This window comes from Sphingobacterium sp. SGL-16 (assembly GCF_011043515.1).
Classification (GTDB): domain Bacteria; phylum Bacteroidota; class Bacteroidia; order Sphingobacteriales; family Sphingobacteriaceae; genus Sphingobacterium; species Sphingobacterium litopenaei.
Window position 1 is genome coordinate 12,616 of record NZ_JAAKGQ010000049.1, and the last position, 14,801, is coordinate 27,416.

Annotated in this window: 9 protein-coding genes; 6 read left to right on the forward strand and 3 right to left on the reverse strand. The window is 36.1% G+C overall.

The genetic code is table 11. The features are described 5' to 3' along the window. Nucleotides 1–11: 11 nt before the first annotated feature. Nucleotides 12–1,910: a TonB-dependent receptor plug domain-containing protein gene (locus G5B32_RS13885; protein ID WP_165292118.1), complete on the reverse strand. Its 1,899-nt coding sequence runs from the start codon at nucleotides 1,908–1,910 to the stop codon at nucleotides 12–14. A gap of 73 nt (nucleotides 1,911–1,983) precedes the next feature. Between G5B32_RS13885 and G5B32_RS13890 the strand changes: the two genes are divergently transcribed. After that, nucleotides 1,984–3,465 carry a PLP-dependent aminotransferase family protein gene (locus G5B32_RS13890; protein WP_165292119.1) on the forward strand — a complete coding sequence of 494 codons (1,482 nt, stop codon included), beginning with the start codon at nucleotides 1,984–1,986 and terminating at the stop codon, nucleotides 3,463–3,465. 131 nt (nucleotides 3,466–3,596) lie between these two features. Here G5B32_RS13890 and G5B32_RS13895 read toward each other — a convergent pair whose 3' ends face one another. Both G5B32_RS13895 and G5B32_RS13900 read right to left on the reverse strand, forming a co-directional pair. After that, entirely contained in the window at nucleotides 3,597–4,220 is a 624-nt protein-coding gene (locus G5B32_RS13895) for a hypothetical protein (protein ID WP_165292120.1), read from the reverse strand. A 44-nt stretch (nucleotides 4,221–4,264) separates the two neighbouring features. After that, nucleotides 4,265–7,180 (reverse strand): FAD-binding and (Fe-S)-binding domain-containing protein, encoded by a 2,916-nt coding sequence (locus tag G5B32_RS13900; RefSeq protein ID WP_165292121.1) that lies wholly within the window; start codon nucleotides 7,178–7,180, stop codon nucleotides 4,265–4,267. 244 nt (nucleotides 7,181–7,424) lie between these two features. Between G5B32_RS13900 and G5B32_RS13905 the strand changes: the two genes are divergently transcribed. The 5 genes from G5B32_RS13905 to trxA all read left to right on the forward strand — a co-directional run bounded on the left by G5B32_RS13905 (nucleotide 7,425) and on the right by trxA (nucleotide 14,763). Further along, nucleotides 7,425–7,907 carry an Lrp/AsnC family transcriptional regulator gene (locus G5B32_RS13905; protein ID WP_165292122.1) on the forward strand — a complete coding sequence of 161 codons (483 nt, stop codon included), beginning with the start codon at nucleotides 7,425–7,427 and terminating at the stop codon, nucleotides 7,905–7,907. Continuing rightward, complete coding sequence (locus G5B32_RS13910) at nucleotides 7,907–9,025, forward strand: EamA family transporter (RefSeq protein WP_165292123.1); 1,119 nt, start codon at nucleotides 7,907–7,909, stop codon at nucleotides 9,023–9,025. Before G5B32_RS13905 ends, G5B32_RS13910 begins: the two co-directional genes overlap by 1 nt. 204 nt (nucleotides 9,026–9,229) lie before the next feature. Beyond that, nucleotides 9,230–9,682, forward strand: a complete 453-nt coding sequence (locus G5B32_RS13915; protein ID WP_165292124.1) for a GNAT family N-acetyltransferase — start codon at nucleotides 9,230–9,232, stop codon at nucleotides 9,680–9,682. A gap of 253 nt (nucleotides 9,683–9,935) precedes the next feature. Then, nucleotides 9,936–14,354, forward strand: coding sequence for a DNA polymerase III subunit alpha (gene dnaE / locus G5B32_RS13920; protein WP_165292125.1), 4,419 nt, complete (start codon nucleotides 9,936–9,938; stop codon nucleotides 14,352–14,354). Between the two features lie 91 nt (nucleotides 14,355–14,445). Then, nucleotides 14,446–14,763, forward strand: coding sequence for a thioredoxin (gene trxA, locus G5B32_RS13925; RefSeq protein ID WP_165292126.1), 318 nt, complete (start codon nucleotides 14,446–14,448; stop codon nucleotides 14,761–14,763). Nucleotides 14,764–14,801: the final 38 nt, after the last annotated feature.

Consider the following 14,801-nt stretch of genomic DNA (forward strand, 5'->3'; position numbering starts at 1 on the left):
ATTTTAACGACTTACAAACTTAAACGTATCCCGAAGGAAAACCAACGCTTAGGCATCAATACCGCGCCTGATTCTTGATAAGAAGCATTCGCTATATTGGTCACATCACCATAGATATTCCAATGATGTATTGTATAACCTAATCTTACATCAGACACAAAATAAGGTTTGTTCAATTCTCTTTTGATCCAGCGATTCCCAGTGCTAAACTCCCAATTGCGTGCATTGTATAGTATTCTCAGCAAAGCTTGATGCTTGAGACTTTCTAATACGTATTTTGATATTATTCCTGTTTGGTAAGACAAATCTTCTGGAGAAAGGTAATTATACCCCAAGACATATTTTAAGCTTCTGTCAAAACCAATCACATATACTCGACTTAAAGATGCACTTACACCATGCATTTTATTATTACCTAAATTTAAAGGCTGATAAGGAATTTTACTTATTTCCGTTGGATCAGTCACATTTCCTGCGTTTTTGGTCCAATCTACAAAGTCATTAATATCTCTATAGAAATAGCGTATTTCTAATTGCGTTCCGCCTATTTTTCCTTGCAAGGAAGTTTCGTATTGCCAGGCATATTCGGATTTCAAATCAGGATTACCCACATTAGCGGGTTGCTTCAAATATAAATCTGTAAAAGATGGAATGCGTTGACTTTTGCCTACATTAAGGTTAAGTTTCCATTTCGGGATAAATTGGTAGCCCACATCAACTCCAGGATAAACTTCCCAACCGTATTTACTATTGTAATTACTATAAGCTCCTACATGCAAAGTCAACTTTGACAATAATTCTGTTCTATATTCTAGATAAGAACCAAAATTCTCGCGCGTATGGTTACCTAGATTATTACTTTTCACATCTTCATCACGTAATTCCAATCCCAATCCAAATTGACCAAGTGAAGTTGTCAATCTACTGTTTAACTCCAATGATAGCGCATTATTTTTATGTTCAGAACGCGCTTTACTCAAATCATTTCTATAATAGCGATAGTCATCCGAATTATAGCGGTTTGAAATACGTGGACTTATGTAGAATTTCTCACCAAAATAGTGTTTGGTAGAAAAATGAGCAAAAGCTGTTCTGACTATTTCGTAAGATTCCTTGTCACCAGGTGCAGCATAATATCCATTTGCTCCAAATTCATTGTCAATATATCCCGCTGACCAATCTAAAGAGTTGCTTGCATTAAGATTATACGCTCCTTGATAATATAAACGCATATCTTCTGTAGCACTATTGTAACGTTGTCCATTAGTTTTATTTGTAGATAATGAAATAAGATTTTGAAAATCCTTATTTCCTAATTGTGCTACCACTTGAGCACCTCCACCCCAATATTTACCTGAACCATCGCCTTCTTCTTTATTTTCCAATGAAGAGCCTCCTTGCAGGTGAACAGTTAAGGAATTTTTAGCAAAAGATTTTGTAACGATATTGATTGCTCCTGTTAAAGCATTGACTCCATACACACGAGCCATTGGTCCACGAAGCACTTCTATACGTTCTATTGCGTCTAATGCCACCGGAATATTCATCGTATGATGTCCAGTTTGCGGATCAGAAATTTTCACACCATTTAGTAATATCAAGGCCTGCTCGAATGTTCCTCCATCAATACTAATATCCGCTTGGGTACCAAAAGGACCGCGCTGACGTACATCCACCCCATTGATAAAAGCCAAGACTTCACTAATAGATTTTACGGGCATCTGAGAGATATCTTGGGCGGTAATAATTTCAATATTTTTATTGCGTTCTGCAAATGGAATTTGGAAACGATTCTCAGAAATAACTACTTCGGAGATAGAATCCTTTCGCAAGGTATTGTCAGTTTGTGCATACATACAGTTCGTACAAATAATCCCAGCAATAGAAAACAACATTTTATTTGAATACATAGAGCTAATAATTTTTAAAGTCCTGCAAATGTGGTATCTTTTCATCATATTAAAATAGTCCAGTTTAAAAACAATGAATAGTCCAGTTTTACAAAATATCTTAGCTTATATAAAGATTAATAAAATGGAAGCTACTGCCATTTATTTACAAATCGCACAAGGCTTAATTAATGCCATACAAACAAAAGCTGTTAAAACTGGAGATAAATTACCAGGTACCAGAACTTTAAGCGAAAAACTATATCTCCATCGCAAAACAGTTGTGGCCGCATATGACGAACTAGTCGCCCAAGGTTGGATTGATATTATACCTCAAATAGGTGCTTTTGTGTCTAACAAAAAAATTAAAACTACTTCCATACAGCTTACGGAGAAGGCTTTTAATTCAATTAAAACTCCTTATGAAGTAATGGAAAATTATATACTGGATTCACCTTACATTCCAATTGCAACAGATTTATATTTTACAGATGGAACAGGAGATTTTAGGTTATTGGATTTTAAAATTTTGACTCAAATTTTCAATGCGCTAACAAAAAAGAAAACCACAGCTCGCGCTATTAATAAGAATTTTCATGTACAAAATATGAATTTAAAGCAACAATTCCTAAATTATTTGTATATCACCAAAAGATTTACAATTCCAGAAAATCAGCTACTAATCTTCCAAAATAATCAAATTGCTTTTCAAAGTATTTTACAAACTCTCTTTCGTCCAAATGATACTGTCATCGTAACTGAGATTGGGCATTTTGAAACCAATATGAAATTAAAACATGCCCAAGTTAATCTAATTACTGTTATTACAAATCAAGATGGAATAGATCTACAACATTTTAAGTCAATACTTAATAAACAAAAAATACGAGCCCTCTATATTCAAACAAATCAGCTTTATCCTACTACTATATCTTTGACAGAAGAAAATAAAAAGCAATTAATAGAATTAGCATATGAACATCAGTTCATCATCATTGAAGATGATAATGGGACTGATTTTGTATACCATAAAAATCAAATTTCTACGCTAAAAAATCTTGACAGCAAAGGTTCTGTCGTTTATGTGAATTCGCTCAAAGACCTATTCCCTCATCCATACGATTTAGCCTATATTATTGTACCCGAAAATCTAATCCTAGAATTATCCAAAGCGCAAAATATATGGCAGTCAACTGCTATGTATCTTATAGAAGAAACTCTTGCAGAATATATAAATGAAGGATTATTATTACGGCAGTTGCAAAAACAAACTAAGATTTACCAAAAAAGAAGAGATTATTTTGCCTCCATCTTAGATCAGCATTTCGAACAAAGTATCCATTTTGAAAAACCTGAAATTGGATTAGGATTTTGGATTCAATTAAATAAGCGAATTTCTTTGCTTGCCATTGCCAATCTTTTGCGAGCAAAAAATCTCACGCTTCCAAATTATCTGCTTTATCAAAATAGAGATTTAACAGCACTTCGATTAGGCTTCGCGCACCTAAATGAACAAGAAGCCGAAGAAGCGACGACATTATTAAGTAAAGGTATTTATGAGTATATGTATAATTAAAACCTTCTTACGTATTTATATCACTTAGATGAAAAATACAGAAGTGCCTGGCAAGTAGCTAATTAAAATAAAAAAGAGGAAAGTTTTTTTTTGCAGCTTCCCTCTTTCTCAATGTAATTTGATTAAATATTTTATTTTCCTTCTAAAGCAGACAAAAATTGAGCTCTATAAGAAGCATCCTTCTCGCCGATTTCGAAAGAGCGTTTGTATAAATCCAATGTAACAAACACTTCGGCAGGTTCTCCGATCGAATTGTCAAAGAATAATTTAAAGCTATAAGTCGATTTTTTGGTTAAATCTACTTCAATAGTATTAGATGAAAATACTGTAGGTTCTATTACTGCACTTGAAAAAGCGCCTGAAGATTGACTTCCGAATATTGTAGCTAAAGATTTTACCAAAGCATCTGATTCAGCGCCGATAGACGATAATTTTAGAGCTCCTCTTACAAAACCATCTTCAACAGGTCTTCCTTGACCATTTACACCTGGCTTGATATTCTTCAATACTTCCACTTGCAGACCAACAGTATCTTGTTCGAATACAGATTTTGCAACATAGATGTGCGAAGAATCCGTTTGTGACTCATCTACAATTCTCAAGAACAATTGCTGTTTTACAGCAGTCTTATCGTTGGTAAACTTTTCCAAAGACGGACCTGTTGCACTTTGTGACGAATTCGTCGAATTTCCGCAACTTGCGAATAGTAATGCCGCCAATACTCCTGCTGACAATGTGGTTTTTATAGCTTTCATAATACTTACTTTACTAATTAAAGCATTCAAATTACGATAAAGTTTTATTTAATTAAAGCATTATACAAAATTTCGACTGGATGGAAGGATTTACGCGCCGCACCATCTTTGATTTGATGACGACAAGATGTTCCCGCTGCCGCAATAATCGTATCCTCTTTAGCAGATCGTACCGCTGGCAATAACACCAATTCCGCTACTTTCATAGAAATATCGTAATGCTCCTTTTCGTAACCAAAAGATCCTGCCATACCACAACAGCCCGATGGAATTACCTCAACCGTATAATTTGCAGGGAATGAAAGAACTTTTTCTGTAAATCCAACCAAGTGAAAGGCTTTTTGGTAACAGTGACCATGTAATTTGATATGTTGTTTTTCTGCTGAAAATTGTTCTGGATGAATATTTCCTTTGTCTATTTCTTGAGCTAAAAATTCATCAACCATCAAAGCATTTGCGGCAATCTTTTGCGCATCAGCTTTTAAGTCCGCATCCACCAATGTCAAATATTCATCTCGGAAAGTAATAATTGCCGAAGGCTCAATACCCAATAAAGGTGTTTCAGCTGAAATTTTATCTTTTAGCATAGATACATTGGCATTTGCCAATTTCTTCGCTTCTTTGACAAATCCTTTAGATAAATAAGTTCTACCACTTTCTTTATGTGGCGCAAACAACACTTCATAACCTAAAGCAGTCAGTAATTTATAAGCAGTCTGTCCAATGCTTGTATCATTATAATCCGTAAACTCATCACAGAAAAGGTATACTTTACGTTTTGAAATCGGTGTATTTTGCTTTTTCAACCATTGTTTCAAGGTTGTACCTGACACTTCTGGTAATGACCTATCAGGCGCAAAACCAACAACTTGCTTGATAAGACTTGAAGTAAATTTATTTTGCGAAAAGAAGTTATAAAGTGGAGCTACTAAAGAACCTAACTGCTGAGATTTGGTGAAATTAGCAATCACTTTCGAACGGAATGGAGCACCATTCGCATCATAATAATGTTGCAAAAATTCCGCTTTCATCTTGGCCACATCCACACTAGATGGACATTCAGTTTTACAGCCTTTACAGCTTAAACATAAATCCATCACTTCTTTGATTTCCTCGTGATCGAAACGATTTTGTTTAGTTGAATTCGTTAAGAATTGACGCAACATATTTGCTCTTGCGCGTGTCGTATCCTTTTCATTGCGTGTAGCCATGAATGAAGGACACATAGTTCCACCACTAATTTCTGTCTTTCGACAGTCTCCCGAACCCGAACATTTTTCCGCTAAACGAAGAATGCTTTCATCTTTCGTAAAATCAAAATAGGTTTTGATTTCTTTGCCATCAACGACCTTGTCATAGCGCAGGGACGTATCCATAGGTGGCGTGTTAACGATTTTATTGGCATTAAAAATACCTTTTGGATCGAAGATATTTTTTACGTCTTGTAATAAAGCATAAACTTTATCACCCAAAACTTTACCAATAAATTCTCCTCTCAAACGTCCATCACCGTGCTCACCACTCAATGAACCATTATATTTCAATACCAAATCTGTTGTTCTTTCCAGAATCGAACGGAACTGTCGACGACCTTCTGAAGATTTAAGATTTACGAATGGTTCAATATGCAGCTCTCCCGCTCCAGCGTGTGCATAATACGAGGCATGAACACCCTCATCTTTTAATAGCTTTTGCACATCAGCAATATAAGCTGGCAAGTCTACAGGTGAAACTGCACAGTCTTCAATTAGATTAACGGGCTGCTCATCACCTGGAAGATTACGAATCAAACCAAGTCCCGCTTTACGTACATCCCAAACCAAATTCGTTTGTTTTGGACCTAAAATTAATGGATACGCATAACCTAAACCTTTTGCTTGTAATTCCTGCTTTAAAGCTTCCGCACGACGAACAATCTCATCTTCGTTATCCGCTCTAAATTCAACTATTAATAATGCTTTCGGATCTCCTTGGATGAAAAAACGATTGTATTGGTAAGTTGGATGTCCTACCGTAAAATCCAAAATGTATTTATCAACCAACTCTGAAGCTTCAGGATTATGCGACAAAGCAACAACGTTACCATGCATACATTCAACCATGTCTGCAAAGTGAACACACAATAAACCAATTTCTTTTGGAGGAAGTGGACGCAATTTGATTTTTGCTTCAGTCACTATACCGATAGTACCTTCAGAACCTGCCAATAGATTACACAAGTTGAAAGGTTTAGTATTATCTACTAAATAATCCAAGGCATAACCTGTATTCCGACGCGTTATATCTTTTTTCGGATAGCCTGAATTAATAATTTCTATGTTTTCTTGATTGCTTATAATATCATTCAGCTGACGATAAATTTCACCTTCACGATCTTTTTGAGAAAGCTTTGCAAAATATTCCTGAGGATTTAATTCTTTGAATACAACCTCAGTACCATCATTCAACAGAACACTTGCTTCCAATAGATTTTCACGCGTATCTCCCCAAACAATTGAGTGTAATCCCGAAGAATTGTTACCAATCATACCGCCCACCATCGCTCTACTTGCTGTAGACGTTTCGGGACCAAACATGAGTCCATATGCCCTCAGATACGCATTCAAATCGTCCCGAATGACACCTGGTTGAACACGTGCCCACTGTTCTTGCTCATTTACCTCTAAAATTTTATTGAAAAACTTAGATACATCAACGATAATACCTTTTCCCACAACCTGTCCTGCCAAAGAAGTTCCCGCTGTACGTGGTATCAAAGTAATTTGATTAGTATTCGCAAAATCAATTAACTTGTTTAGATCCGACTTTGTATAAGGAATAGCAACAGCTAGAGGTTTTTCTTGATATACAGAGGCATCCGTAGAATAAGCTACTAAGATGGTTTGATGTTTTGGATTGTTTTCTTGAAAATATAACTCTCCATCTAATTCAGTATTCAGTTTTTCTAAAGATAGTAACATACTTCGTATAAAAAATGAGCAATAACATAACAAATCTACGTAAAGTATGTTATTTTTGATAATATATACATCTATTTATTTTATGTTTTTTCGTGTTTATTTTTAAATAACGCACAAAAACGCAAATCAATTATAAAAAGTATTTGTCGAATTTCAATACACCATATGAATTAAACTGAATTTAATTCTATAATATTATTTAAATTTTGAATTATGTTCTGAAATTTTGTAATTTTGCAGAATTATGGGAAAATTAGAAGTTTCATTAGATCATATTGATTATCAGATATTACGCATTATGCAAAATAATGCTAGAACTAATAATGCAGATATAGCCCGCGAATTAGGAATGGCTCCTTCGGCTATTTTGGAACGCGTTAAGAAATTAGAGCAAAAAGAAGTGATTTTACAATACAATGCCAAGATCAACCCTGTGGCTTTAGACCAAAATTTACTTTCTTTTATATTTATTAAAACATCTGATATCATAGGCGAGCAAGGTGTCGCCTATTTATTAGCTGAAATACCTGAAGTGCAAGAAGTGCATGATATCGCAGGAGACGATGGTTATTTAATTAAAGTACGCACAAATGATGCTGCAGGTTTAGTAGACTTGATGCGCAACACATTGGGAAAAATAGAAGGTATCATCTCTACCCGTACAACTATCGTTTTAGAAACTGTAAAAGAAGAACAAAAATTAGTTATTCCAACACAAACAGCATAATGGAAGAAAATAAAGCATCCTTAGCCAAAATTATAGTAGCCTATCTGATTGTATATATCGTTTGGGGATCTACCTTTTTCTTTATTGAGGAGGCTTTGCGATCTTTCACACCTTTTGTATTAGGATCCATTCGATTCATAATCGCAGGTTCGTTATTGATGGGCTATTGCAAATTGCGTGGGTATAAGATTTTTAACAAAGCAGATGTAAAACAAGCTGTATTTGTTGGTTTTTTATTACTATTTGTGGATATGGCTGCCATCATTTGGTCCGAGCAATATATTTCAAGCGGTATTGTATCCATATTATCGGCTGCAACGGCTATTTGGTTTATTATTCTGGATAAGCCCAAGTGGAAAGAAAACTTTTCGAGCATCCCTACCCTTTTGGGATTATTTTTTGGTTTCGCAGGTGTGGTGATGCTATTCGCAGAACAACTAATAACGAATGAAATCCCACAAGAAGAGCGTTCTCAAAATCTTACAGCCATGCTGGTATTGACATGCGGAACTATTGGATGGACCATAGGATCATTGTATTCGAAATATAATCAAAAACCTAAATCAGTAGATAAGGAAAAGAAAAAGGAAGCTTCCTTAAATGTAATGGTCAAAACAGCTTGGCAAATGGTCACTGCTGGTTTTGCTTTCACAATAGTCGCTTTGTTAACTGGAGAATATAGTCGCTTTGATTATACACAGGTTCACGTAGCAGATTGGGGTGCTATGCTTTATTTGGTGCTGATGGGTTCCATATTAGCATTCAGTTCATATATCTGGTTATTGCAAGTTCGGCCTGCCACAGAAGTGAGTACATATGCCTATGTCAATCCTATAGTAGCGTTATTATTGGTTCATTTCTTTACAGACCATCAGGTAACGGTATTACAGATTGCTGGATTGGCAATTGTATTAATTTCCGTCCTCTTAATGAATTGGAACTTATACAAAGACAACAGAACCATACGTGCGATACGTTACCGTAAGAAACTCAAAAAATTACGAAACATGGCACCAAAGAGCAGTATACCGCGCATTGTAGAAGTTGCAGACTTCCAACGAAAACAAAAAGAAAAAGCGGCAAAAAAAGATAGAGAGAAAGAAAAGAGCAATTCATAAGAATTGCTCTTTTCTCTTATGTAAATTTCTTCATAAAGTGCAAAATCAATAATTAATATTTCTCTATATTGTGTTAATTTTATTTGATTTACCAAATAGCCAATTCTTTAAACAATTATATTCTGCACTGAATTTAGACATAATTCTTATGCAACATACAATGGACAGAATTCAGAGGGCATTACTCAAAAAAAAAAAAAAATAATGACAAGTAATCTTAAAATACAACTTAAACCAACAAGAATAATTGACTTACCTATATTGTTTCAATTTCAACTTGATGAGGAAAGTGGATATTTAGCCGCATTTATGCCCGAGGATGTCACAGATGAAGAAGCATATTTAAGCAAATACACTAAATTACTAAGTAATTCAACTGTAAATCATCAAACCATTTGGTTTGAAAACAATATTGTAGGAAGTGTTTCTAAATTTATAATTCATGAAGACAACGAAATTACCTATTGGATAGATAAAAAGTACTGGGGAAAAGGTATTGCTACTCATGCACTAAAATTATTTTTAGCATCGGAAATAGAAAGACCAATTTTCGGAAGAGTGGTTTTTGACAATTTCAGGTCGCAAAAAGTATTAGAAAAATGCGGATTCTTAAAAGTTGGTAGTGACAGAGGATTTGCTAATGCTAGACAAAAATAAATTGAAGAATTTATTTACAAAATAGTTTGACATATAATCATAACCTTTTTGATCGAATACCTAAAGGACTTTAAAAATAAATGTTACAACTGAATTTTAAAAAGATCTATCTAAACTTAATAAAAGCATAATTATTGTGTCCAAATATTTATTATATTGAATAACAATCATAAGGTTTACCTATTGAAATTAATCTATAAAAAGCTACTTAGTTTGAGTAATTTTGTTTGACTAAGCGAGGAAGAGTAAGAGTATGTACATAATTTTTGACACCGAGACCACGGGGTTACCGAAACGTTGGGACGCGCCTATCACAGACACAGACAATTGGCCAAGATGTATTCAGATTGCATGGCAGCTACATGATGCTATGGGGAATCTGATCGAACATCAGGATTATTTGATCAAACCTGATGGCTTCAACATTCCATTTGACTCGGAAAAAGTACACGGTATTTCGACAGAATTAGCGACGGAACAAGGTGTACCTTTGCAAGATGTGTTGGTTAAGTTCAATGAAGCACTAGCCAAAGCGAAGTTTGTTGTAGGTCAGAATATTGGTTTCGATATTAACATTATGGGCTGTGAGTTATACCGTTACGGTGTAGACTCTCCTATGGCAAGTATGCCTGTATTGGATACCTGTACCGAAGTTACTGCCGATCTATTAAAATTGCCAGGAGGACGTGGTGGAAGATACAAACTACCTAACTTGACCGAACTTCACTCCTACTTATTTGGAGTTCCTTTTGCCGAAGCGCACAATGCAACAGCCGATGTGGAAGCAACCACACGCTGTTTCTTTGAGTTAGTACGTCGTGAAGTTTTTACTCCAGAAGAACTTCAAGTAGATACAGGTTACTTCGTTGATTTCAAACAACATAATCCGTCTGTAATTCCTACGGTTGGATTAAAACATATCAACTTAAAAGCAGCTTCGGATGCAATACGTAGCCGTGACCAATCTTATTCTGTTGTCGAAGTTGATTCCGAGAAATTAGAGGCACTTGAGCATGCTGCTTTTGCACATTTGCACAACCATTCACAGTTTTCCGTCTTACAATCTACCATTTCTATTGGTGATTTAGTTTCTGCTGCCGCAAAATATAATATGCCAGCAGTTGCCATGACCGATCATGGTAATATGATGGGTGCGTTTCACTTTGTGAGCAAAGTTTTAGGACATAACAAAGAGATTGAAGCGAAAAATAAAGAGGCTATTGAATCAGGAGAAGAACCAACAAGCCAAATCATTAAGCCTATTGTAGGTTGTGAATTTTACATATGTGACGATCGTAAAGATAAAACCCGCAAAGACAATGGCTATCAAGTTGTTTTCTTAGCAAAAAATAAAGCCGGTTATCACAATTTAGCCAAAATGGCTTCTATCGCTTATACAGAAGGTTTTTATTATGTACCTCGTATTGATAAATCTGTAGTAGAGCAATACAAGGAAAACTTAATTGTTCTGTCAGGTAACTTGCAAGGAGAGATCCCTAATAAGGTATTAAATATAGGTGAGAATCAAGCGGAAGAAGCGCTTCTGTGGTGGAAAGAACAGTTTGGCGATGATTTTTATATGGAAATCATGCGTCATGGTCAAGAAGACGAGAACCGTGTCAATGAAACCTTAATTTCTTTGGCTAATAAGCACAATGTTAAGCTTATTGCGACCAACAATACCTACTACGTCAACAAAGCGGATGCCCACGCGCACGATATTTTATTGTGTGTAAAAGATGGCGAAAAGCTATCAACCCCTGTTGGACGTGGTCGTGGCTTCCGTTTCGGAATGCCGAACCAAGAGTATTATTTCAAATCTGCCGAAGAGATGAAAAAGGCATTTGTGGATTTACCAGATGCTATTATCAATATTCAGGAGGTTTTAGATAAAATTGAGATTTATTCGCTAAACCGTGATGTCTTGCTTCCGAAATTCGAAATTCCAGAAGAATTTCAACACCCAGATGATGAATTGGACGGCGGAAAACGTGGCGAAAATGCTTTTTTACGTCACTTAACTTATGAAGGTGCGAAAAGAAGATACAAAGAGCTAACTGAAGAAGTTGTAGAACGACTTGATTTCGAATTAGCGACAATTGAACGTACTGGATACCCAGGTTATTTCTTAATTGTACAAGATTTTATTGCGGCAGCGCGAAATATGGGTGTATCCGTTGGTCCAGGTCGTGGTTCGGCAGCGGGTTCGGCAGTAGCCTATTGTTTGGGAATTACCAATTTGGATCCTATCATGTACGACCTCCTTTTTGAGCGTTTCTTGAATCCTGACCGTGTGTCCATGCCCGATATTGATATTGACTTTGATGATGAAGGTCGTGGTCGCGTAATGCAGTATGTAATTGATAAATATGGTGCTTCGCAAGTAGCCCAAATCATTACTTACGGTACGATGGCGGCAAAATCATCTATCAAGGATACAGGCCGTGTATTGGATTTACCTTTGGCAGATACCAACGAAATTGCGAAGCTAATTCCAAATTTGAAGTTGAGCAAAATCTTCAATATGGACGAAAAAGCATTGAAAGATGTGCTTCGTGCAGAAGAATTTGAAGCTGTCAATAAATTAAAATCCATTGCGGATGGTGCTGGTTTAGAAGCTGAGACAATAAAACAAGCAAGGGTGCTTGAAGGATCGATGCGTAATACAGGTATTCACGCCTGTGGAGTAATCATTACACCAGATGATATCACGAATTTTGTTCCTGTTTCCTTAGCAAAAGATTCCGACTTATATGTTACGCAGTTTGACAACTCGGTTGTAGAAAGTGCTGGTTTATTAAAAATGGACTTCTTGGGGTTAAAAACATTGACCCTGATAAAAGATACTGTAGCCAACGTTCGTTTAAGACATGGTATAGAATTAGATCCAGACAACTTCCCTATCGACGACGAACTGACTTACGAGCTTTTCCAACGTGGTGAAACCATCGGGGTATTCCAATACGAATCTCCGGGTATGCAGAAATACATGAAGGAACTGAAGCCCACAGTTTTCGCCGATTTGATTGCCATGAACGCCTTGTATCGGCCAGGCCCAATGGAATATATTCCTTCATTTATTAAGCGTAAACATGGAATTGAACCTATTACTTATGACTTGGATGCTTGTGAGGAGTACCTGAAAGAAACTTACGGTATTACCGTATACCAAGAGCAGGTAATGCTTTTATCCCAAAAATTGGCGGGATTCTCCAAAGGTGATGCCGACGTTTTGCGTAAGGCAATGGGTAAAAAGCAAAAGGCTGTCCTGGACAAAATGAAGCCTAAATTTGTCAACCAAGCAGCGGAAAAAGGCCACAATCCAAAAGTGTTAGAAAAGATTTGGACTGACTGGGAAGCTTTTGCGAGTTACGCTTTCAACAAATCCCACTCCACGTGTTATGCTTGGGTAGCATACCAAACGGCTTATTTAAAAGCACACTATCCAGCAGAATATATGGCGGCTGTTCTTTCCAACAACATGAACGATATCAAACAGGTAACGTTCTTTATGGAGGAATGTAAACGCATGGGATTAACGGTATTGGGACCTGATGTCAACGAATCGCACTATAAATTTACTGTAAATGAAAGCGGTGCGATCCGTTTCGGTATTGGAGCGGTCAAAGGTGTTGGAGCTGGAGCTGTGGACACCATCGTTCAAACACGCGAAGAAAGTCCTTATAAGTCTATCTTCGACTTTGCTAAACGTATCGACTTACGTGCTGCGAATAAAAAAGCATTTGAATCCTTAGCATATGCGGGTGGATTTGACGGTTTTACGGATACACATCGTGCGCAATACTTCTTTAAGGATGGTGACAATACAACAGGTATCGAGAAAGCGATTAAATTTGCCCAAAGATTTAAAGAGAACGAAAATTCAGCACAAGCCTCACTCTTCGGAGGTGGAGCTGCCACCGCTTTACCAGAACCCGTCTTAGCTCCTTGTCAACCTTGGGGATTAATTGAAAAATTGAAATACGAGAAAGATGTGATAGGAATTTACTTGACCTCTCACCCACTCGACAACTATAAATTTGAAATTGAACACTTCTGCCACAACAAAGTATCGGAGCTACAACTTATTAATAAAGTAAAAGCTTCAGAAGTAGAAGAAGAAGTGCTGTTGGAATTTAATAAAATCAAGAACAAAGAAATCATCATTGGCGGCATTATTGCCAATGTAGCGCATAGAGTCTCAAAAGCGGGTAAGCCCTTCGGTTCTTTCATTATTGAAGATTACTCAGATTCCTACGATATTGCAATTTTTGGTGAAGATTACGTCAAGTTCAAAAGCTACTTAGAAGATGGTTATTTTGTACAAATCCGTGGATTAGTGCAAGAAAGATTCCGACAAGTTGGTAATTGGGGTTTTGAACTGAAAAGCATTCAGTTGCTTTCAGAACTACGCGACAAATTCGCGAAGAATTTTACCATTCAAATCGCATTACATCAATTAAATGACGAAATGATTTACAAGATCCATGATTTGGTAGAGTCTACGGTGGTTGAAGGCGAAGTGGCCAATTGCTCATTAAAATTCATGGTTGTAGATGTCAAAGACAATATTGCGGTAGAAATGCCAGCAAAGTCTACGAAGATAAAAATCACGAATGAATTACTTGAAACTATTGAGAAAATGGAAGGTGTAAAGTATAAATTAAATTGATAGGGTATAGATATTATTACATTTGAATTACGATATATATTCCCTTCAAATAGCTATATTTGTTTTGAATAAATTTAAATAGAGTATTATTATGGCATTAGAAATTACAGATAGCAACTTCGAAGAGCTTGTATTAAAAGCAGATAAACCAGTGTTGATCGATTTTTGGGCAGAATGGTGTGGTCCATGTCGTATGGTTGGTCCTGTGGTTGACGAAATTGCTAACGAATACGAAGGTAAAGCTGTTGTTGGTAAAGTAAACGTAGACAACAACCCAGATATTTCAGTTCGTTTTGGTATCAGAAATATCCCTGCTTTATTATTCTTCAAAAACGGTGAAATTGTTGACAAACAAATTGGCGCAGTGCCTAAATCTGTTTTAACGGAAAAATTAGAAAAACAATTGTAATCAATATAGTTTGATACAAAAAATAAAGGGATTCAATA